Source organism: Kribbella jiaozuonensis (genome assembly GCF_005233875.1).
In the GTDB taxonomy this organism is placed as follows: Bacteria; Actinomycetota; Actinomycetes; order Propionibacteriales; family Kribbellaceae; genus Kribbella; species Kribbella jiaozuonensis.
In genome coordinates this window covers 347241-367293 of the sequence record NZ_SZPZ01000002.1, presented here as the reverse complement: position 1 = coordinate 367293, position 20053 = coordinate 347241, and the positions used below count along the sequence as shown (strand labels likewise).

The 20053-nt window shown below is 69.1% G+C and carries 20 protein-coding genes and 1 riboswitch; of the genes, 16 read left to right on the top strand and 4 right to left on the bottom strand.

The genetic code is table 11. From position 1 onward, the window contains the following. Positions 1-127 precede the first annotated feature (127 nt). Genes FDA38_RS13355 through FDA38_RS13330 form a run of 6 tightly spaced genes read left to right on the top strand, consistent with a single transcriptional unit; the run spans position 128 to position 7438 of the window. Positions 128-1342, top strand: a complete 1215-nt coding sequence (locus FDA38_RS13355) for a Wzz/FepE/Etk N-terminal domain-containing protein (RefSeq protein ID WP_170989724.1) — start codon at positions 128-130, stop codon at positions 1340-1342. Next, positions 1339-2976 carry a YveK family protein gene (locus tag FDA38_RS13350; protein WP_137254357.1) on the top strand — a complete coding sequence of 546 codons (1638 nt, stop codon included), beginning with the start codon at positions 1339-1341 and terminating at the stop codon, positions 2974-2976. The genes FDA38_RS13355 and FDA38_RS13350 overlap by 4 nt, the downstream gene beginning before the upstream one ends. Beyond that, the gene (locus FDA38_RS13345; RefSeq protein WP_137254356.1) at positions 2973-4214 is read left to right on the top strand and encodes an O-antigen ligase family protein; all 1242 of its coding nucleotides are present in this window, start codon (positions 2973-2975) and stop codon (positions 4212-4214) included. Before FDA38_RS13350 ends, FDA38_RS13345 begins: the two co-directional genes overlap by 4 nt. Further along, entirely contained in the window at positions 4211-5413 is a 1203-nt protein-coding gene (locus FDA38_RS13340; RefSeq protein ID WP_137254355.1) for a glycosyltransferase, read from the top strand. Before FDA38_RS13345 ends, FDA38_RS13340 begins: the two co-directional genes overlap by 4 nt. 13 nt (positions 5414-5426) lie before the next feature. Next, positions 5427-7061: a right-handed parallel beta-helix repeat-containing protein gene (locus tag FDA38_RS13335; RefSeq protein WP_137254354.1), complete on the top strand. Its 1635-nt coding sequence runs from the start codon at positions 5427-5429 to the stop codon at positions 7059-7061. Beyond that, positions 7061-7438 carry a hypothetical protein gene (locus FDA38_RS13330; RefSeq protein ID WP_137254353.1) on the top strand — a complete coding sequence of 126 codons (378 nt, stop codon included), beginning with the start codon at positions 7061-7063 and terminating at the stop codon, positions 7436-7438. Before FDA38_RS13335 ends, FDA38_RS13330 begins: the two co-directional genes overlap by 1 nt. Before the next feature lie 42 nt (positions 7439-7480). Here FDA38_RS13330 and FDA38_RS13325 read toward each other — a convergent pair whose 3' ends face one another. The 4 genes from FDA38_RS13325 to FDA38_RS13310 all read right to left on the bottom strand — a co-directional run bounded on the left by FDA38_RS13325 (position 7481) and on the right by FDA38_RS13310 (position 10951). Continuing rightward, complete coding sequence (locus tag FDA38_RS13325; RefSeq protein ID WP_170989722.1) at positions 7481-8023, bottom strand: RNA polymerase sigma factor; 543 nt, start codon at positions 8021-8023, stop codon at positions 7481-7483. 71 nt (positions 8024-8094) lie between these two features. Next, positions 8095-9621, bottom strand: a complete 1527-nt coding sequence (locus FDA38_RS13320) for a sugar transferase (RefSeq protein ID WP_233714690.1) — start codon at positions 9619-9621, stop codon at positions 8095-8097. Positions 9622-9851: 230 nt separating this feature from the next. Beyond that, on the bottom strand, positions 9852-10127 hold the full coding sequence (pspAA, locus tag FDA38_RS13315; protein ID WP_137254351.1) for a PspA-associated protein PspAA: 276 nt from the start codon (positions 10125-10127) through the stop codon (positions 9852-9854). Beyond that, the gene (locus FDA38_RS13310) at positions 10124-10951 is read right to left on the bottom strand and encodes a PspA/IM30 family protein (RefSeq protein ID WP_137254350.1); all 828 of its coding nucleotides are present in this window, start codon (positions 10949-10951) and stop codon (positions 10124-10126) included. Before FDA38_RS13310 ends, pspAA begins: the two co-directional genes overlap by 4 nt. Before the next feature lie 166 nt (positions 10952-11117). Between FDA38_RS13310 and FDA38_RS13305 the strand changes: the two genes are divergently transcribed. The 10 genes from FDA38_RS13305 to FDA38_RS13260 all read left to right on the top strand — a co-directional run bounded on the left by FDA38_RS13305 (position 11118) and on the right by FDA38_RS13260 (position 20012). Continuing rightward, positions 11118-11705, top strand: a complete 588-nt coding sequence (locus tag FDA38_RS13305) for a DUF3043 domain-containing protein (RefSeq protein WP_137254349.1) — start codon at positions 11118-11120, stop codon at positions 11703-11705. A 21-nt stretch (positions 11706-11726) separates the two neighbouring features. After that, positions 11727-12737 carry an aldo/keto reductase family protein gene (locus FDA38_RS13300; protein ID WP_137254348.1) on the top strand — a complete coding sequence of 337 codons (1011 nt, stop codon included), beginning with the start codon at positions 11727-11729 and terminating at the stop codon, positions 12735-12737. Next, positions 12737-12946 carry a hypothetical protein gene (locus FDA38_RS13295; protein ID WP_137254347.1) on the top strand — a complete coding sequence of 70 codons (210 nt, stop codon included), beginning with the start codon at positions 12737-12739 and terminating at the stop codon, positions 12944-12946. The genes FDA38_RS13300 and FDA38_RS13295 overlap by 1 nt, the downstream gene beginning before the upstream one ends. After that, positions 12935-13066, top strand: a riboswitch (cobalamin riboswitch). It overlaps the preceding gene by 12 nt. Before the next feature lie 105 nt (positions 13067-13171). Further along, a complete protein-coding gene (locus FDA38_RS13290) occupies positions 13172-13879 on the top strand; it encodes an SCO2322 family protein (RefSeq protein ID WP_137254346.1) in 708 nt (235 codons plus the stop codon). Positions 13880-13881: 2 nt separating this feature from the next. Then, positions 13882-14967, top strand: coding sequence for an energy-coupling factor transporter transmembrane component T (locus FDA38_RS13285; protein WP_137254345.1), 1086 nt, complete (start codon positions 13882-13884; stop codon positions 14965-14967). Beyond that, positions 14964-16574, top strand: a complete 1611-nt coding sequence (locus FDA38_RS13280; RefSeq protein ID WP_137254344.1) for an ABC transporter ATP-binding protein — start codon at positions 14964-14966, stop codon at positions 16572-16574. Before FDA38_RS13285 ends, FDA38_RS13280 begins: the two co-directional genes overlap by 4 nt. Further along, entirely contained in the window at positions 16571-17377 is an 807-nt protein-coding gene (locus tag FDA38_RS13275; RefSeq protein WP_137254343.1) for an ECF transporter S component family protein, read from the top strand. The genes FDA38_RS13280 and FDA38_RS13275 overlap by 4 nt, the downstream gene beginning before the upstream one ends. Beyond that, the gene (locus tag FDA38_RS13270; protein ID WP_137254342.1) at positions 17370-17897 is read left to right on the top strand and encodes a bifunctional adenosylcobinamide kinase/adenosylcobinamide-phosphate guanylyltransferase; all 528 of its coding nucleotides are present in this window, start codon (positions 17370-17372) and stop codon (positions 17895-17897) included. Before FDA38_RS13275 ends, FDA38_RS13270 begins: the two co-directional genes overlap by 8 nt. Then, positions 17894-18688 (top strand): adenosylcobinamide-GDP ribazoletransferase, encoded by a 795-nt coding sequence (gene cobS / locus FDA38_RS13265; RefSeq protein ID WP_137254341.1) that lies wholly within the window; start codon positions 17894-17896, stop codon positions 18686-18688. Before FDA38_RS13270 ends, cobS begins: the two co-directional genes overlap by 4 nt. 148 nt (positions 18689-18836) lie before the next feature. Next, entirely contained in the window at positions 18837-20012 is a 1176-nt protein-coding gene (locus FDA38_RS13260; RefSeq protein ID WP_137254340.1) for an ROK family transcriptional regulator, read from the top strand. Positions 20013-20053: the final 41 nt, after the last annotated feature.

The window sequence follows — 20053 nt, the reverse complement described above, 5'->3', positions numbered from 1 at the left end:
AGCCCTCTATTAACAAGACAGTTAGTGGCGGCGACTGGAGGGGAACCGTGAGCGAGCGCAGCGAGCGAACCATCAAGCACAGCAGCGCCCGCGCTCACAGCGGAGCCGAGCGCAGCGAGGTGGAGCTGTGAGCGCACAGCAGCTCGACGTCAAGAAGTCCTGGCGGGCTATTCGCAGGCATCGCTGGATCGTGGCCGCCGTGGCGGCCGTTGGCCTGCTCGGCGGTGTCGCTGCCGGGTTCCTGGTGCCGCCCCTGCACACCGCAACCTCGCTCGTGGTGCTACCGCCGGCACCGACGACCGACGCGGAGAAGGCCGCCGGTACGCAGAGCACCGACACGCAGGTGTTCATCGCGGAAAGCGAGCCGGTGCTGAAGAGCGCCGGACAGAACCTGAACCCGCCGCTGTCGACCGAGGTCGTCCGCAGCCGGGTCAAGGTCACCGCCGTCACCGACGACGTCATCAAGATCGACGCCAAGGGAACGACGGCCAGTCAGTCGATGGCACTGGCGAACGCTGTCGCCGGGGTTTATCTGGTCTTCGTCACCACGGACCAGAACCTGCCCGGCGATCTGGGGAAGAAAACGGGGGCACGGGTGTTGGAGCAGGCGACAACCGCACGTGGTGGAAACGTACCGATTCATCTCGGCATCTACGGTCTGCTCGGCGCGCTGATCGGCGCGATCGTCGGATCGATCGGCGTACTGGCCAAGGAGCGCGGCGATCGCCGGCTGCGGCTGCGGGACGAGATCGCGGACGCGGTCGGGCTTCCGGTGCTGGCCTCGGTCTCTTCGTACCAGGCGAACGACGTGTCCGACTGGACCTATCTACTCGAGCATTACTCGCCGACGGCGGTCGAGGCATGGGGGCTGCGCAAGACGCTGCACCACCTCGGCCTGGACGTGAAGGGCCAGTCGCACGTCTCGCTGGCCGTCCTCTCGTTCGCCGGTGACGACAAGGCCTTGCCGCTCGGCCCGCAGCTGGCCACGCTCGCCAACTCGATCGGCATCTCCACCTCGATCGTGGTCGACTCGCACCAGGAACCGTCGGGCGACCCGACGCTGAGCATCCATCTGATCGTCGTCGACCGCGACGACCCGATCGTGGTCGGCTCCGAGCCGACCACCAACACGATCGTCGCGCTGTCGGCCGGCACCGTCACCGCCGAGGAACTCGCCCGGCTCGCGGTTGCCGCCGCGGCCGACGACCGCTCCATCGACGGCATCGTCGTCACCGATCCGGACCCGACGGACCGCACCATCGGACGCGTCTCCCAGTCGATGCGCCGGTCGAGCTCGCGGCTGCCCACCCTCCTCACCGGCACCGCGAGGAGGACCAAATGAGCAACCAGCCGTACACGGAACCGGTGGTCAGCGAACCCGCCTGGGCGGACCAGGACGGCCTGTTCGACGACCAGCCGACGAACGCGCACCCGCCGGACGCCTTGGTCACGCTGCGGTTCCTCCGCGACGCGATCCGCCGGCATCTGCGGATCTGGATCGTGCTCGCGATGGCGGGCTTTCTCGTCGGACTCGGATCCACCTTCGCGCTGCCCGCTCCGAGCGTGTCCGCCACCCGGTTGCTGATCACCCATCGCGACGGTGAGGACCCGACCAAGGCGATGGCGACCGACGTCAGCCTGGCGACCACGCACACCGTGGCGCAGCGCGTGATCGACCTGCTGAAGCTGCCGATCAGCCAGGACGATCTGCTCAAGGAGTACACCGTGGTCGCCAACACCGACCGGGTGCTCCAGATCAACGCGGCGGGGAAGACCAGCGACGACGCGACCAAGCTGGCCGGCGTGATCGCGCAGGTCTTCCTGATCTACCGCAAGGAGCAGATCGCCTTGCAGGACGCCCCGCTCGTGCGTGACGAGACCCAGGCCAAGAACGACCTGGCCGTGGCCGAGCAGGCAGTCCGCGCAACCGGCGACGACCCGACCGCGAACGAGCTGAAGCACCCGAACAGCCCGGAGGGGGTCCGGCTCGGCGCCGCCCGCGACCAGTACGTGTACGTCCGGCAGCAGCTGCTCGACTCGCAGGTCGAGGCGTTGCGGATGAACAGCAGCCGGGTGCTCGACGTGGCCGCACCAGTACCGGTCTCGCTCAAGAAGACGCTCGTGATCAACGCCGGCACCGGCCTGATCGCCGGTCTGTTCATCGGCCTGGCGTTCGTCGTCGTACGCGCGCTGATCTCCGACCGGCTGTGGAAGCGCCAGGACATCTCCCAGGCCCTGGGCGCCCGGATCCGGCTGAGCAGTCCGCGACCGTCGCGTCTGCAACTGCTGCCCCGGCCGCGGTACCTGCGTCCCTCGCAGCGGAAGGCGCCCGAAGTACAGCTGATGATGCAGCATCTCGATCAGCGCATCTTCTGGGGTGAGCACCCGACGCCGGCGATGACCGTGGTCAGCGTCGATGACGTCACCACCTGCGCGCTCGTCGTGGCTTCGCTCGCAGTGGCGCTGGCCGAGGACGGCAAGCACGTACTGGTCGCCGACCTGACCGAGTCCGGCCGGCTCGCAGGCATGCTCGGGGCGAAGACGCCGGGTACGCACGAGTCGCGTTTCAGCGCACCCGGCCAGCGTGTCGACGTCTACCGTCCCGACCAGACCCGTGGCCCGGCGCAGGGTTGTTACCTGCACCTGAGCGACAGCAACCGGCCGTCCGGCTCCGGTGACATCGCGCTCGACTCGGCCTGGGAGGTCGCCGACGTCGTTCTGAGTCTCAGCACGTTGACGCCGGAGCTCGGCGCCGATCACCTGGCCACGTGGGCGTCCAACGCCACCGTCGTGGTGACCGCGGGCCAGTCGACCACCACCAAGATCCAGGCCACCGGCGAGATGCTGCGGCTGGCCGGGCTGGAGATCAACAGCGCCGTCGTACTGCGGCCCGACCGCACCGATGAGGGCATCGGCGTGACCGAGACCGAGTCCGGACGACCGCTGAGCGTGGATGTCGAGATGTTCCGCCGATGACGACGATCACCACCCGCCTCGGTACCCAGCTGACCACGCGGATCCGCCCCACCCGGCGGGCCGTCGCGCCGGAGGTACGGCGGCGGCATCGCGTGCAGCTGGCGTGGGCGCTGATGGTGCTGAACGTGATGACGTTCTTCCCGGGCGCGCCGCACATCCTGCCGATCCCGGGATCGGTCGGAAAGCTGATCGCGCAGGGGGCGCTGGTCGGGGCGTTGATGGTGGCGCTGTCGGTGAACCGGCCGGTGCGGATCCGGCCGAGCGTGTTCGTGTTCCTGGTGATGCTGCTGGCCGCGGAAGCGTTGCTGGCCAGCATCCGGGCCGAGTTCCTGTTCGGTGCGCTGTTCCGGGCCGGACGGCTGTGCGGATTCGCTGTGGTGCTGTGGCTGCTGACGCCGTGGTGGCCTCGCCGCGACCTGCTGCTGCTGCGGACGCATCTGATGGTGCTGTGGGCGATCGTCGGCTCGGTGGTCGTCGGCCTGATGGTCGCGCCCGGCCTGGCGATGACCGAGAACCGGCTCGCCGGCATCCTCTGGCCGATCCCGCCGACCCAGGTCGGTCACTACACCGCAGGGGCCGCCGGCCTCACGATCGTGCTCTGGATGTCCGGCCATCTGCGCCGCTGGATCGCCCTCACCAGCGTGCTGGTCTGCATTCCGGTTCTGCTGCTGACCCACACCCGGACCGCGTTGCTCGCGCTGGTGGTCGGCGTACTGATCGCCGGGCTGAGCCTGTTCACCGGACGCTCGCGGGTGCGCAAGGCGTTCACGATCGGCATCGTCGTCTTCTCGGTCGGGGCACTCACCCTGAGCACGGTGGTGACGACCTGGCTCGCCCGCGGGCAGGACGCCCAGGAGCTCGGCGCGCTGACCGGACGCAAGGCGGTCTGGGACGCGATCCTGGCCCAGCCGCGATCGACCTTCGAGACGTTGTTCGGCTTCGGGCTGTCCAACAAGTCGTTCAACGGCCTGCCGATCGACAGCAACTGGCTCGGCACGTACTACGACGTCGGGCTGGTCGGCGTCGCGATCACGATCATGCTCGTGCTGTTCGTGCTGATCGCCGCCTGGTTCCGCCCGCAAGGGCCGCATCGGGCGCTCGCACTCTTCCTGGTCGCGTACTGCGTGATCGCGTCGTTCACCGAGAGCGGGCTGAGCGAGGCGTCGTCGTACCTGCTCGACCTGACGCTGGCCGCATCACTTGTCTACAACACGTCGACCCGCGAGGGACCGCGATGAAGATCCTGCTGGTACACAACAGATACCGGTCGACCGCGCCGAGCGGCGAGAACCGGGTCGTCGATCAGGAGAGCGCGGCGCTGACCGCACTCGGCCACGACGTCCGGCACTTCGAACGGCACAGCGACGATATCGAGAACTGGCCCGCGTGGCAGAAGGCGACGCTGCCCGGCCGGGTCGTCTGGAACCCGGCGAGCCGGCGCGACCTCGCGGCGGCGCTGGCCGAGGACCGGCCCGATGTCGTCCATGTCCACAACACGTTCCCGTTGCTCAGCCCGTCCGTGCTGTACGCGTGCCACTCGGCCGGCGTACCCGTGGTCATCACGCTGCACAACTACAAACTGCTGTGCGCCAGCGGGGACTTCTTCCGCGACGGCGAGGTGTGCCACGACTGCGCCGGCGGCAACCCGACCGCCGCGGTCGTCCACCGCTGCTACCGGGGATCAGCGCTCGCAACGTCGACCACAGTGCTCAACGCGCGCGGTCACCGTCGCAGCTGGCGGCGCCTGGTGTCGGCGTACATCTTCATCTCCGAGTCGCAGCGTCGGTTGCTGGGGGCAATGACCTTCGATCCGGAGCGGTCGTTCGTCAAACCCAACGCGGTTCCGTACGACGGTCCCGTCGGCGGACCGCGGCAACGGCAGGTGACGTATGTCGGCCGCCTCGACGCGGCCAAGGGCGCTCCGCTGCTGATGAAGGGCTGGGACGCGTACCGCGCCGTCGCCGGCGACGACGCGCTCCGGCTGGTGATCGCCGGCGGCGGCCCGATGCTCGACGAGGTCACCGCCTGGGCGGCCACCCGGCCGTCCGTCGACCTCCGCGGGCTGATGAGCAAGGAGCAGGTGTTCGAGCTGATCGGGCAGTCCCGCGGGGTCGTGCTGCCCTCGGAGTGGGAGGAGACGTTCGGCCTGGTGGTGATCGAGGCGATGGCGGTCGGCGTACCGCCGCTGGCCTCGGGCCACGGGTCGTTCCCGGAACTGATCACCGACGGAGTCGACGGCGCACTGTTCGAACCGGGCCGTCCGGATGCACTGGCCAAGCTGCTGCTCGACGTCGACGCGTCCCCCGCGAAGTACGACGAGCTCGGCCGGCAGGCGCGCACGACGTACGAGACGAAACACCGGCCGGAACAGAGCATCGAGCAGCTGCTCGAGATCTACCGGTACGCGATCGAACATCCTGTCACCGCCCACCGCTAGGTCGAGGACACCCATGCCCCCCGAACGAAATGCCGAGCGCCGCCAACCGCCTACCGCACGCGCGTGGTACCGCCGTCCGCCCGTGCTGGCCACCGGCGGCCTCGTCGTGGCCGCCGCCCTGGTCGCTGCCGGACTGACGGTTTTCAACAACGGCTCGTCCGACAAGGCCGACGCCGTCGTGTCGCCCCCGCCAGGCGGCACGACGACGCCCGCCCCGCCCGCGCCGACGGCACCACCCGCGAGGATCTGCAACAACGCGGGCGCACTGTCCGGCCCGGCCACCGCGCCGCCCGGTGCGGTCGTGGTCAGCACCACCCAGAACCTGAACGACCTCACCACGGCGAACCCGGCCGGCACCACCTTCTGGCTGTCACCGGGCACGCACCGGCTCGGGACCGCGCAGTTCGCCCAGGTGATCCCGAAGGACGGCAACGTGTACGTCGGGGCGCCGGGCGCGATCCTCGACGGCGGCAAGAAGAACCGGTACGCGTTCACCGGGTACGCCAACGGCGTCACGATCAAGAACCTGACCATCCAGAACTTCGGGGCGCCGCGGACCAACAACGACGAGGGCGTGGTGAACCACGACGCCGGCGCGCGCTGGACGGTGCAAGCCAACACGATCCAGCACAACGCCGGCGCCGGGCTGATGATCGGCGACCACAACGTTGTCCGCAGCAACTGTCTGGCCGAGAACGGCCAGTACGGCTTCAATGCCTACAACCCGGGCAAGGTGTCCGGTATCACCATCGACCACAACGAGATCGCCGGTAACAACACCGACGACTGGGAGCGGCTGAAGGGCGGCTGCGGCTGCACCGGCGGCGGCAAGTTCTGGGAGGTCACCGGGGCGATCGTGCGCGCGAACTGGGTGCACGACAACCACAGCGCCGGGTTGTGGGCCGACACCAACAACACCGGCTTCGTGATCGAAGGCAACTACATCTCCGGCAACTCCGCCGAGGGCCTGATCTACGAGACCAGCTACAACGCCGGGATCCGCGGCAACGCCTTCGTCCGCAACGGCCTCGGCAAGGGTCCGGAGAACGCCGGCTTCCCGACGCCCGCGCTGTACATCTCCGAGTCCGGCAGCGACCCGCGCGCGCCCGGCGTGTTCAACCAGACCTTCGAGATCAGCGGGAACGCCTTCACCGACAACTGGGCCGGCGTGGTGCTGTGGGAGAACGCCGACCGGTTCGCCGGGTCGGCCGCCAACACCAGCACAGGATCGGGCACCCTGGTCAACCCGTCGGTCGTCAACGCCAAGACCTGCAACGCGACCACGATCAAGACCCAGCCGTACCTCAGCGACTGCCGGTGGAAGACGCAGAACGTCCGGGTGCACGACAACGTGTTCTCGCTCGACCCGGACAACATCGGGAAGACCTGCGCGGTCCGCACCGGCTGCGGCTACAACGGGCTGTTCTCCAACTGGGGCACGTTCCCGAAGTGGTCGCCGTACAAGAACGCCACGATCCAGGACGCGATCACGTTCCACCAGGGCAACCGGTTCTTCAACAACACGTACTCCGGCCCGTGGAACTTCATCGTGCACGAGCAGGGCAACGGGGTGAACTGGGCCAGCTGGCAGGGTGCGCCGTACGGGCAGGACTCCGACAGCGTGATCAAAGTCAGCGGTGAGCGGTGATGATCGGGCCGCCGGAGCGTGCCGTCGGTGAGCAGATCGCCCTGCTCCGCTCGGTCGGCTACGCCGCGTTCGGGCGGCACGAGCGGGATCTCGACGTACTCGACCTGATCTTCGACAGCATCATCGACGCGCCCGGCTCCGGCGACGTACGCCGGCTGCGGTTCTCCGGCCACGGCATCACACTCGACGTCGACATCCACGAGAGCGGCCGGACCGGCCTGACCATCGAGCTGCGGGTCTCGCCGTCCGGGCCGCTCGTGGTCGAGTCGCGCGGCGGCGACGCCGAGGGACCGAACGGGGCCCGCCTGGTCAGCTTCCTGCTCCGCTGGCCGGGCACAGCACAACGCCCGGTCCGGACCGCGTGGATCATGCTCTGATCGGACGACCGGAGCGTGCGGCCCGGACCGGGCTCTGCTGCCTCAGGAGGCAAGCAGCAGTCTGAGTTTCTCCAGGCAGCGGCCGCGGATCGGGCCGATGCTGCCGATCGGGATCCCGATCGTCGCGGAGATTTCGGCGTACGGCGCGGGCGGGTCGGCCATCAGCATGCCGAGCAGCTGCTGCCAGCGGTCCGGCAGGCTCTCCAGGGCACGCCGTACGTCGTCCGCACGCTCGCCGGCCAGCAGGTCGTAGTCCAGCTCGGGCTGGTCACCGGCGACGTCCTCGAACGCGGTCGCCTCGTAGGTCAGCAGCACCCGCTTGCGGAACGCCAGCACCCGCAGGCATTCGCGGCGGGTGGTGACGACCAGCCAGGCGCCGACCCGCTCGGGGTCGACCCGGTTGATGTGTTCGAGCAACCGCAGCCAGACCATCTGCGAGACGTCAGCGGCGTCGCTGTCGCTCAGCCGGAAGCTGCGGGTCACGGCCCAGACGAGCCGCGCATAGTGGTCGACCAGCCGGCTCCAGGCCCCTTGGTCCCCCGCCGCGGCCTCGATCACAAAGGTCGCGGCTTCGGATCGGGCCACGCCTGATCCTTCCAGTACTGCAGTCACGAATTCCCCCCTCGGGAATGCAAGAACAAAGTTGGTGCGTCGCTTCAGTACGCGCCGTCGCTCCCCAGCACGGCGCGAGCGGTTTTCCACAAAATGAGCAGGTCCAGCGCGATCGACCAGTTGTCGGCGTACCGCAGGTCGAGTCGCATCGACTCTTCCCAGGTCAGGTCGCTGCGGCCGCTGACCTGCCACAGGCCGGTCAGGCCCGGCTTCACGAGCATCCGGCGCGCGTCGTCGATCGCGTACTGCGCGACCTCGGCCGGCAGCGGCGGCCGCGGTCCGACCAGTGACATCTCCCCCCGGAGCACGTTCATCAGCTGTGGCAGCTCGTCGATCGAGAACCGCCGCAGGTACTTGCCGACCCTGGTGATCCGCGGGTCGTCACGCATCTTGAACAGGATTCCGTTGCCCTCGTTCAGCGCGTGCAGCTCGGCCTTGCGTGCCTCGGCGTCGGCCACCATCGTGCGGAACTTCAGCATCTTGAACTCCACGCCGCCACGGCCCACCCGGGTCTGCCGGAACAGCACCGGCCCGCGACTGGTGAGCTTCACCAGCAGTGCGGTGACCAGCAGGATCGGCGAGACCCCGAGCAGCAGCAGGCATCCGACCACACGGTCGAAGATGCTCTTCAGCATGTGCGGTCCGCCGCTGACCGACGGCCGCTCCAGGTGCAGCAACGACAGGCCGGCGACCGGCCGGATCGAGATCCGCGGACCGGCGACCTCGACGATGCCCGGCGAGACGATCAGCTCGACCCCGCGCTGCTCGAGCGCCCAGGACAGCTTGCGCAGCGAGTGCCCGGCCAGCTCCGGATCGGCAGCCACCGCGACCACTTCGACGTCGAACTGGTCGACACCGGCCAGGATGTCCATCTCGGTCCGGCCCAGCCGTTCGAACTCGGCGTCCTCGAACACGTCGCCGCGTGGCAGACAGCTCGCCACCACGACGTACCCGTCGGCCGGCCGCTCCTCCAGGTGCCGCGTCAGCGTCATCACCTGGTCGTTGCGTCCGACAACGAGTACCCGGCGCATGCAGCGCCCGGCGAACCTCCGCCAGGAGATCTGCCGGTGCAGGAACCAGCGGCCGACCATGGCCGCGATACAGGTCGTCGGTACCGCGAGGATCACGAATCCTCGGGCAACCTCACTCTTGGTCGCGTACGACGTGATCGCGACCACCGCGGTCAACGCGACCGCGGCCCGGATGATCGAGCGGAATTCCTCCGGTCCGGTGCCGAAGTACCTGGTCTCGTAGCCGCGCTGCAAGGCCACACACGCGACCCAGGTGATCGGCAGCAATGCGCCGAGCACGAAGTAGCCAAGGTTGATCGAGGCCCCGAACCGGGCCACCAGCGCCAGCGCGGCGCCGATCACCCCGGCGCCGAGATCAGCCGCCAACGATGCCCGACGGTACTTGGCCACCCAGCGTGCCTCGGTGAACCGGGCCGAGCGCGGCAGCACTGCCGGCACCTCGTCCGGAACGACCCAGACCGGCCGACGACGCTCCCCTGACGGCGCCGGCCGTAGATCAGCCGGTTCAGCGAGCCCTTCGGACATGACAAACTCAGTCACGCACAGTCACCCCCCACAGGTGATCCCCGAAACCCGTGACCAACCCACTCCCCGTCACGGACTTCGTCCAACACCGCCCCCACAACGGCGTGGTCCAGACAGTACACCGGGAACGCGGCGGACAAAAGCACTGATCACGAGTGTTTACCCGTGTGCCACCAGACTCCCAGCAAAAGACCCCTGAGGCCCGTTTCGGGGCCTCAGGGGTCTCAAATGATTACTTGAAGTGATCAGCCGGCGATCAAGCCGTCGCCGCTGATCAGTTCACGCATCTCGGCGAGCGAGCTGTCCGACGGGGGCAGGATGGCGTCGGAGTCGTGCAGCTCGTCGTCCGGCACCTTCTCACCGGACCGGACGAAGTCCAGCAGCGCGGCGAAGGCGGACAGGTACGCCGTCTCGTCACCGGACGACACGGCCTTCTCCAGGTCGCCGTCGACGGTGTTGAGCGCGTCGAGCTTCTCGTCGGCCAGTCGCCACTGACCCTCACCCATGATGCGAACGATCACCGAACATCTCCGTCCTGAGGTCTCACCGGCTCGGCGGCCGGCTGCACTGGCTGCTGGGCGGTCTGGGGCGCCGGCTGCTGAGCCGCGCCCGGTGCCTCACCGGAGATCTCCTTCGGCGCACTGCCGCCGGCGAGCTGGGCCTTCATCGCGGCCAGCTCGTTCTCCACGTCGGAGCCGGACGACATCCGGTCCAGCTCCAGGGTGATGTTGTCCTTGACCGTGCCGCTGGCGTCGTCGAGCGCGCCGGAGGCGAGCAGCTCGTCGATCGCACCGGCCCGGGCCTGCATCTGCTGGGTCTTGTCCTCGGCCCGCTGGACCGCCAGACCGACGTCGCTCATCTCCTCGGAGATACCGGAGAAGGCCTCGTTGATCCGGGTCTGCGCCTCGGCCGCGGTGTAGGTGGCCTTGATGGTCTCCTTGCGGGTCCGGAACGACTCGACCTTGGCCTGCAGCCGCTGGGAGGCGAGCGTCAGCTTCTCCTCCTCACCCTGCAACTGGGCGTGCTGGGTGGTCAGGTCGTCGATCTGGCCCTGCAGCCCGGACTTGCGGGTCAGAGCCTCCCGGGCCAGGTCCTCACGGCCCATCGAGAGCGCCTTCTGGGCCTGCTCCTGCAGCTTCGCCGACTGGGACTGCAGCTGGGAGGCCTGCAACTCCACCCGCTTGCGACTGGTGGCCACGTCGGCCACGCCCCGCCGTACCTTCTGGAGCAGCTCGAGCTGCTTCTGATACGAGTAGTCAAGGGTTTCGCGAGGATCCTCGGCCTTGTCCAGGGCGGAGTTCGCCTTGGCCTTGAAGATCGTCGACATCCGCTTGAAGATGCTCATCGATATCCGTACCCCTTCTGTGCCGGGTGTGAGACCCAGCGTGCGTGTCATCCACCCTATGTCCCCAAGGTTCACCACACCATCAGGACCGGCCCGGATAAAGTAGTGGTGAGGTCCGGGGACCACCCCGAGTCGCGACCTGCCCTGCGAATGAGGTTCTGACCCCGTGTTCCGTCGTACCAAGTCTGAATCAGCTACCACCGTACCTGCCGAGCCCCAGGCCAAGCCGGGAGGCAAGGGTCGCCCGACCCCGAGCCGCCGCGAGGCCGAGGCGGCGCGCAAGGCCGCGTTCAAGAAGCCGCGCAACCGCAAGGAGGCGTCGGCGATCCGCCGGGAGAAGGTCCGGACCGAGCGGTCCAAGATGCAGACGGCCATGCAGACCGGCGACGACCGGTACCTGCCGGCCGCCGACAAGGGCCCGGTCCGGCGGTTCGCCCGGGACTACGTCGACGCGCGGTACTCGGTGATGGAGTTCGCGCTGCCGATCCTGCTGGTGGTGTCGCTGGTCGGCGTGGTGTTCTCGCCGCAGTTCCCGTGGCTGGCCGGGATGGTCAACCTGCTGTTCCTGGCGATGATCCTGCTGATCGCGGCGGACTGGTTCCTGCTGACGGCCGGTCTGCGCAAGCAGGTCGGGGTGAAGTTCCCGAAGGGGTCGACCAAGGGCCTCGGGTTCTACGCGGTCCGGCGGACCATGCAGATGCGCCGCTGGCGGCTGCCGAAGCCGATGGTGAAACGCGGCGAGAAGCCATCCTGATCGGACGGTAGGGTCGGCGGTATGGACTTTCGCTTTCTCGGCAACAGCGGTTTGAAGGTCAGCGAGATCTCGTACGGGAACTGGCTCACGCACGGGTCGCAGGTGGAGAACGAGCAGGCGAAGGCCTGCGTGCGGGCGGCGCTGGACGCCGGCATCACGACGTTCGACACCGCCGACACCTACGCCAACACGGCGGCCGAGTCGGTGCTCGGCGAGGCGCTGGCCGGTCAGCGACGCGAGTCGCTGGAGATCTTCACCAAGGTCTACTGGCCGACCGGCCCGAAGGGACCGAACGACACCGGCCTGTCCCGCAAGCACATCCACGAGTCGATCAACGGCTCGCTGAAGCGGCTCGGGACCGATTACGTCGACCTCTACCAGGCGCACCGGTACGACACCGAGACGCCGCTGGAGGAGACGATGGAGGCGTTCGCCGACATCGTCCGGCAGGGCAAGGCGCTGTACATCGGCGTGTCGGAGTGGACCGCGGAGCAGCTGCAGGAGGGCCACCGGCTGGCCCGCGAGCTGCGCATCCCGTTCGTCTCGAACCAGCCGCAGTACAGCATGCTCTGGCGGGTGATCGAGGCCGAGGTGGTGCCGGCCTCCGAGGAGCTCGGTATCGGCCAGGTGGTGTTCTCGCCGATCGCGCAGGGTGTGCTCACCGGCAAGTACCTGCCCGGTCAGCAGCCGCCGGAGGGCTCCCGGGCCACCGACGAGAAGGGCGGCGCGACCTTCATCAAGCGCTTCCTGACCGACGACGTGCTGACCCGGGTCCAGGAGCTGAAGCCGATCGCCGACGAGGTCGACCTGTCGCTGTCGCAGCTGGCGGTCGCCTGGGTGCTGCAGAACCCGAACGTCTCCTCCGCGATCGTCGGCGCCTCCCGGCCCGAGCAGGTCACGGAGAACGTGAAGGCCTCCGGGGTGAAGCTGGACGACGGCCTGCTGAAGCGGATCGACGAGGTCCTCGGCGGCATCGTCGAGCGTGACCCGGCCAAGACCGCGCAGAACTCGCCGCAGGCTCGGGTGGCGTGATGAGCTGGAGCTGGCGGTTCGAGACCGCGTCCGGCGCCCTGGTCGACCCCGGTGAGGTCGGCGGGGCCGAGTTCTCGGCCCAGGGCGACGCGGAGAGCTGGCTGGGCGAGGTCTGGCGTGATCTGGCCGACCGCGGCGTCAGCCAGGTCTACCTGCTCGAGGACAACCGCGAGGTCTACGGGCCGATGAGTCTCTCGTCGGCAGAGTAGAGTTCCGGTCGAACCACACGCCTGCGTCACAGGGAAGCCGGTCCGAGTCCGGCGCTGACCCGCAACCGTAGGCCGCCCTCAGCCTGGCTGAGGGCGGCGAGCCGGACCACTGTGGCGCAGGCAGACAGGCTCACCTACCCGCCGTGGTCCGCGGGGAGAGCCCCTACCCTGCCGGTGCAGGCGGGACCTCCTCCACCGGGCTGCGGCCCGAACGAGGACACGAGAATGACTGCACACCGGACCGTACGACTGGTCCTCAGCCTGCTGGCGGGTCTCCTGCTGGCTGGGACGGTCGCGACTACAGCCCAGGCCGAGGACGGCTACCGCTTCTGGGGCTACTACCAGTGGACCAACGGCGCCTGGGCCTTCTCGCAGAAGGGCGCGGACGCCTTCGTCCCGGCCGACGGCGGCGTCGAGGGCTGGCGGTTCGCCGTCGGCGGCGCCAAACCGCGGGTGCCGCGGGCCGCCGGCGACTTCGACGCGATCTGCGGCAAGACCCCGGCCGAGGCCGGCAAGAAGCGGGTGGCCCTGGTCGTCGACCCCGGTACGCCGGAAGACGCCGTCACCGGTGACACGCCCGCTCAGCCCACCGGCACCTGTGTGGTGACGGACCTGAAGTCGAACGGCGCGCAGGTCCTGGCCGCGGTCGCGCCGGTCCGGATCGAGAAGGGCCTCACCTGCGGAATCGCCGGCTACCCGTCCAAGGGCTGCGGCGACCAGGTGAAGAGCATCAACGTCCCGGCCACCGACGCCCCCGTCACGCTGCAGGTCGGACCGGCGGTGGGCTCCACGGCGGTCCAGCCGACACCGGCCACAGCGTCGAAGGAAGACAGCGGTACGCCGTGGACCGGCATCATCATCGCGGCGGTCGTCGTTGTCCTCCTGGGCGGAGGCGGGTTCCTCCTCAACCGCCGTCGTACTGCGACCAAGTAGCAGTGCGCGCCGTCAACCACCTCACGCTCCCCCGGGCACTCCACCCGGGGGCCTGGTGGTTGTGGGCGCTCTGCATGGCTGTGGCGGCCAGCCGGACCCGCAACCCGGTCCTGCTGATCCTGATCCTCGCGGTGACCGGATTCGTCGTGGCGGCGCGCCGGAGCAATGCACCGTGGGCGCACAGCTTCACCGCGTTCCTCAAGCTCGGTCTGCTGGTCATCGGCATCCGGGTGGTCCTGCAGGCGCTGCTGTCGACCCGCTCGCAGGGAAACACGGTGCTGTTCACGCTGCCGCAGATTCCGTTGCCTGACTGGGCTGCGGGCGTCAAACTCGGCGGAGAGGTGACAGCCGAGGCTCTGCTGACCGCTCTGTACAACGGTCTCCAGCTGGCCGTTATGCTCTGCTGCGTAGGTGCTGCCAACGCACTGGCCAGTCCACGCCGCCTGCTGAAGTCGTTGCCCGGGGCCCTCTACGAGATGGGCGTGGCCTGCGTGGTCGCACTGACCTTCGCACCCCAGCTGGTGACGGACGGCCGCCGGATCCGCGCCGCACGCCGTTTGCGCGGCCGCACCCACGCCTCCTTCCGTACGACGGCCATGCCCGTCCTCGAAGGCGCCCTGGACCGGTCGGTCGAGCTCGCAGCCGCAATGGACTCCCGCGGCTACGGCCGGACGGCGCACGCGCCCCGCGCACAGCGTCGACTCACGGCGCTCTGCGTGCTGCTGGGGCTGCTGGGCATCCTGCTCGGCGTCTACGCGTTGCTGACCGACTCCATGTCGTTCCCGCTCGCCGCGAGCGCGCTGGCGGTCGGCGTACTGCTTGCGGTCGGCGCTATGGCGGTTGGGCGCCAGCGAGTGGCACGGACGCGGTACCGGCCTGATCCGTGGGCTCTGCCGGAGTGGCTGGTGGTGGCGTCGGGTGCCGTGGCTGCGGGTGCGATGGTGGCCGCCGCAGTACGTGGCGTGCACGGTCTGCTGCTGGACGGGCCGTTGGTGGTCCCACCGGTTCCATTGCTGCCGGTTGTCGGCGTACTGATCGGACTGGCGCCTGCGGTGGTCGCGCCGCCGTTGAAGGAGGCGGTCGGATGATCGAGTTCGACCGCGTCACGGTGACGTACGACGGCGCGTCCGAGCCGGCGTTGCGGGACGTGAGCTTCATCGTGCCGGAGGGTGAGCTGGCGCTGGTGATCGGGCGGACCGGGTCCGGCAAGTCGACGTTGCTGCGGGCAATCAACGGACTCGTGCCGCACTTCACCGGCGGCACGCTGTCCGGCCGGGTGCTCGTGGACGGCCGGGATACCCGGAAGTACCGGCCGCGGGACCTCGCGGACGTGGTCGGGATGGTCGGCCAGGACCCGATGGCCGGGTTCGTCACGGACACGGTCGAGGACGAGTTGGCGTACAGCATGGAGTCGCTGGGCGTGGCGCCGGACGTGATGCGGCGGCGCGTCGAGGAGACGCTCGACCTACTGGGGCTGGCCGACGTACGAGACCGTGCGCTGACGTCGTTGTCGGGTGGTCAGCGGCAGCGGACTGCTATCGGGGCGGCGCTGACGTCGCATCCCGCCGTACTCGTGCTGGATGAGCCGACGTCTGCACTGGACCCACAGGCGGCCGAAGAGGTGCTGGCTGCGCTGCAGCGGTTGGTACACGACCTGGGCGTCACTGTGGTGCTGGCTGAGCACCGGCTGGAACGCGTGATCCAGTACGCCGACCGCGTCATCGAAGTACCCGGTGGGGCTGCTGCTGTGTCGACAGGGCTGCCTGCGGAGCGCATGGTCACCGCACCGGTTGCACCGCCTGTGGTGGAGCTGGGGCGGCTGGCTGGTTGGTCGCCACTCCCCCTGTCCGTGCGGGACGCTCGCCGGGCTGCGGTCGCGCTGCGTCGTCAGCTGGACAGTGCCGCGCCGGTGCGACCGGTTGCTGAGCTGGGCGATGAGCTGGCTCGGTGCTCTGATCTGGTTGTTGGCTACGGCGCAGTGACGGCACTGCGTGGGGTGTCGTTGAGTATCAGGGCCGGTGAGGTCGTTGCGCTCATGGGGCGTAACGGCGCCGGCAAGTCCACCCTGCTGAACACCCTCGTCGGCATTCTGCCGCCTCGGTCCGGAACTGCGTCAACGGCCGGAACAGACCCCCTTCGGACGAAGCCGGCGCAGTTGGTGAAAGCTGTCGGTCTGGTCCCGCAGGAGCCTGCCGACATCCTCTACGCCGCTACAGTCGCCGAAGAGTGTGCCGCCGCCGATTCGGACTTCAAGGTGCCCGCAGGTAGTTGCCGGGCGATCCTCGAGCGGCTGGCGCCGGACGTGGCTGTGGACCTGCATCCGCGCGACCTGTCCGAGGGACAGCGGCTCTGCCTCGCGCTGGCCGTCGTACTGTGTGGCGCTCCGCCGCTGCTGTTGCTGGACGAGCCGACGCGCGGGCTGGACTACGGCGCCAAGCGGCGGCTGGTGGCGATCCTGCGCGAGCTGGCCGCGGCCGGGCATGCGGTCGTGTTGTCGACGCATGATGTCGAGATGGTGGCTGAGGTCGCGACTCGGGTGATGGTGCTTGCCGAAGGCGAGTTGGTGAGTGACGGAGAGACGGCCGAGGTGATTGCCGGCTCGCCGGCGTTCGCGCCGCAGGTGGCGAAGATCCTTGCCCCGTTGCCGTTCCTGACCGTGGGAGAAGTCGCTGACGCCTTGGATCGAGCATCATGAGACTCATCCGGCTCAAGCCACGGAGCACGGTGGCGTTGGTTATTGCGTCTTTGGTCGGCGTACTCGCGTTCGCGTGGCCGTTGTTCTTCCGGACGTCGCAGGCGGGTGCGTCCGCGATCGGGCATACGACGGACGCGCCGTGGTTGTTCGTGTTGCTGCTGCCGTTGCTGGTGGCCGTCGTACTCGCGGAGCTGTCCGAGTCCGGGATCGACGCGAAGGTGATCTCGCTGGTCGGCATGCTCGCGGCGGTCGGGGCGGCGTTGCGGGCGTTGGGTCCGGGTACGGCGGGGCTCGAGCCCGGGTTCTTCCTGCTGGTACTGGCGGGGCGGGCGTTCGGCGCCGGGTTCGGGTTCGTGCTCGGGGCGGTGTCGTTGCTGGGCGGCGCGTTGATCAGCGGCGGGGTCGGGCCGTGGATGCCGTTCCAGATGTTCGCGTGCGCGTGGGTGGGGTGCATGGCGGGGCTGCTGCCGCGGGTCGGCGGCCGGTTGGAGTTGCTGCTGCTGGCGGCGTACTCGCTGGTGTCGGGGGTGTTCTACGGCGTGGTCATGAACCTGTGGTTCTGGCCGTACGCGACGTTCGGCAGCGCGTTCTCGTTCATCCCCGGCGACGCGCTGACGGCGAACCTGCACCGGTACTTCCTGTTCGTGGTGGCGACGTCGCTGGGCTGGGACATCCCGCGCGGCATCCTGTCCGCCGTACTCGTGCTGGTGCTGGGGCGGCCGATCCTGAACGCGTTCCGCCGTACGGCGCGGAAGGCGGCCTTCGAGGCGCCGGTGGTTTTCGAGCGGAGGACCGATGCCTGACCGAACCCTGATCCTCGGCGGAGCCCGCTCCGGCAAATCCATCGCCGCCGAACGCCTGCTCGCCGCCGAGCCGGACGTCCTGTACGTCGCCACCGGCGGAGACGACTCGGGCAACGCCGAATGGGCCGCCCGGGTCGCCAAACACCGGGCCCGCCGCCCGGCGTCCTGGGGTCTCGCGGAGACCATCGACCTCGTCCCGCTGCTCGAGGCGTCCGGACCTCCGCTCCTGATCGACTGCCTGACGTTGTGGCTGTCCCGCACGATGGACGCCGTCGACGTCTGGTCCGACCTGCATCGAGCCGACGAGGTAGAACAACAGATCGCCGCCCTCGTCGAAGCCTGGTCCGCCACCCCTCGCCGCGTAGTTGCCGTCAGCAACGACGTAGGCTCCGGCATCGTCCCCGCCGACCCCGGCACCCGCCTCTTCCGCGACCTGATGGGCCGCCTCAACACCACCATCTCCCTATCCTCCGACCAGGCCCTCTGGACCATCGCCGGCCGAACCATCCCGCTCACATGACCGACCCTTCCCCCTCCAAAGGTTGGGTGGATGCGCTGCGGTTGTCCTTCGGAACCCTGACCGTGTTGCCGGCGGGGGTTCCGTCGCGGGTGGATCGGGTGGTTGGAGGGCGGGCTATGACGCTCGCGCCGTTGGTTGGGGTGGTGATTGGTGGGGTTGCGGCTGGCGTGGTGGCGCTGGTTCAACTGGTGAAGCCGGAGGCGGGGCTGCTGGCGGCTGTGCTGGGGGTGTTGGTGGTTACCGCTTTGTCGGGCGGTTTGCACCTGGATGGGCTGGCTGACTTTGCCGATGCGCTCGGGTCCCGCCGGGATCGGGAGACCATGTTGCGGATCATGAAGCAGAGCGACATCGGTCCGTTCGGCGTCGCCGCGATCGTCGGCGTACTGCTCCTCGACGTCGCCGCCCTCACCGCCTGCATCCAGTCCGGCCACGGCTGGCAAGCGATCCTGATCGCCACCACCGCGAGCCGCCTCACCCTCCCCTGGTCCTGCCGTACGTCGGTCCCCGCGGCCCGCCCCGACGGCCTGGGAACGTTCGTCGCCGGCACCGTCCGCCCGCTCACAGCCGCGATCCCGACAGCCGTAGTACTCGCCGTCGCCCTCGCCCTGACCTGGCCCTCTCCGGCCCACCCGGCAGGATCCGCAGCCGCCGTCCTCCTCGCCGTCGCGACCAGCTTCGCCACCACCCACCGCGCAAAGACAGCCCTCGGCGGCACCACCGGCGACGTCCTTGGCGCGACCATCGAACTCGCCCTCCCGCTCGCCCTCCTGACCCTCGCGCTGACCGTCTGAAGCCTGCCTCCACCACGCTCAAACCGAAGTGGTCTACTGTCGCCGTTGAACGTTCTAGTGGGGTAGTGACAGCGAGGTTGCAGACGATGTTTCTGGTTCACGAGTGCGGAGCGGCCGCGCTCGCCCCGCGATCCGTTATCTTTATGTAATGAACGCAACCCGTCCGGCGCCGGGCTCGCAGGCTTCGCTGCGCGAAGCCAACCGTGCGCGCGTTCTCGGAGTCGTCCGGCAGCACGGCCCGCTCACCCAGGTCGAGATCGCCGCCGCGTCCGGCCTGTCCGCGGCCACCGTGTCGAACATGGTCCGCGAGCTGGACCAGGCCGGTATGGTCGGCCTGTCCCGCAGCATCCGCAACGGCCGCCGCGCCGTCCTCGTCTCGCTCGCGTCCGGCGGCGGCCTGCTCGCCGGCGTCGCGTTCGGCGAGCGTGACGTCCGGGTCGCGATCGCCGACGAGTCCCGCGAGATCCTCGCCCACCAACTGATGCCGCTGCAGGCCGACCACGTCGCCGACGACGGCATGGAGCGCGCCGCCCGGCTGCTCGCCGACCTGGCCGAGACGGTCAGCTCCGGCGTCGAGAACATCTCCGCGATCGGGTTCGGGCTGCCGATGCCGGTCGACTCGGTCAGCGGCGAGGCCGGCTCCGACGCCGTACTGCCGGGCTGGCGCGGCGTCAACGTGACCGAGGCGATGGCCGCCCACCTCCGCGCTCCGGTCGCGCTCGACAACACGGCAAACCTTGCCGCACTGGGGGAATTGCGGGCCGGCGCGCTGCGCGGCGTACGGAACGGCTGCTACCTGAAGTTCTCGTACGGCGTCGGCGCGGGGATCGTCATCGACGGCGAGGTCTTCCGAGGCTCGGCCGGTACGGCAGGCGAGATCGGCCACGTCACGATCGACGAGAACGGCCCGATCTGCCGGTGCGGCAACCGCGGCTGCCTGGACACGTTCGTCGGATCACGGGCGCTGATCAACAGCCTGGCCGCCTCGCACGGACCGCTGCGGTTGAAGGACATCGTGATCCGCGCGCTCGGCGGCGACGTCGGCTGCCGCCGCGTGATCGAGGACGCCGGCCGCCGCGTCGGCGTCGCGATCGCGGGCGTGGTGAACCTGCTCAATCCGGAGGTTGTCGTCGTCGGCGGTCTGATGGCCGAAGCCGGCGAGCTCATCCTCGCCCCGCTCCGCGAAGCCCTGGACCGTTGCGCAATCCCCAGTGCTGCTGCGACCGTCGAACTGCGGCCCGCCGAGCTCGGCGACGAGGCTGACATCGTCGGCGCCATCCACCGCGCTTCGGTGCTGAGTCATACCAATATCTCCATTTCTTGAATTCAAGTCTTGACGCCAAGACCTCGGAGGGCTTGACTTCG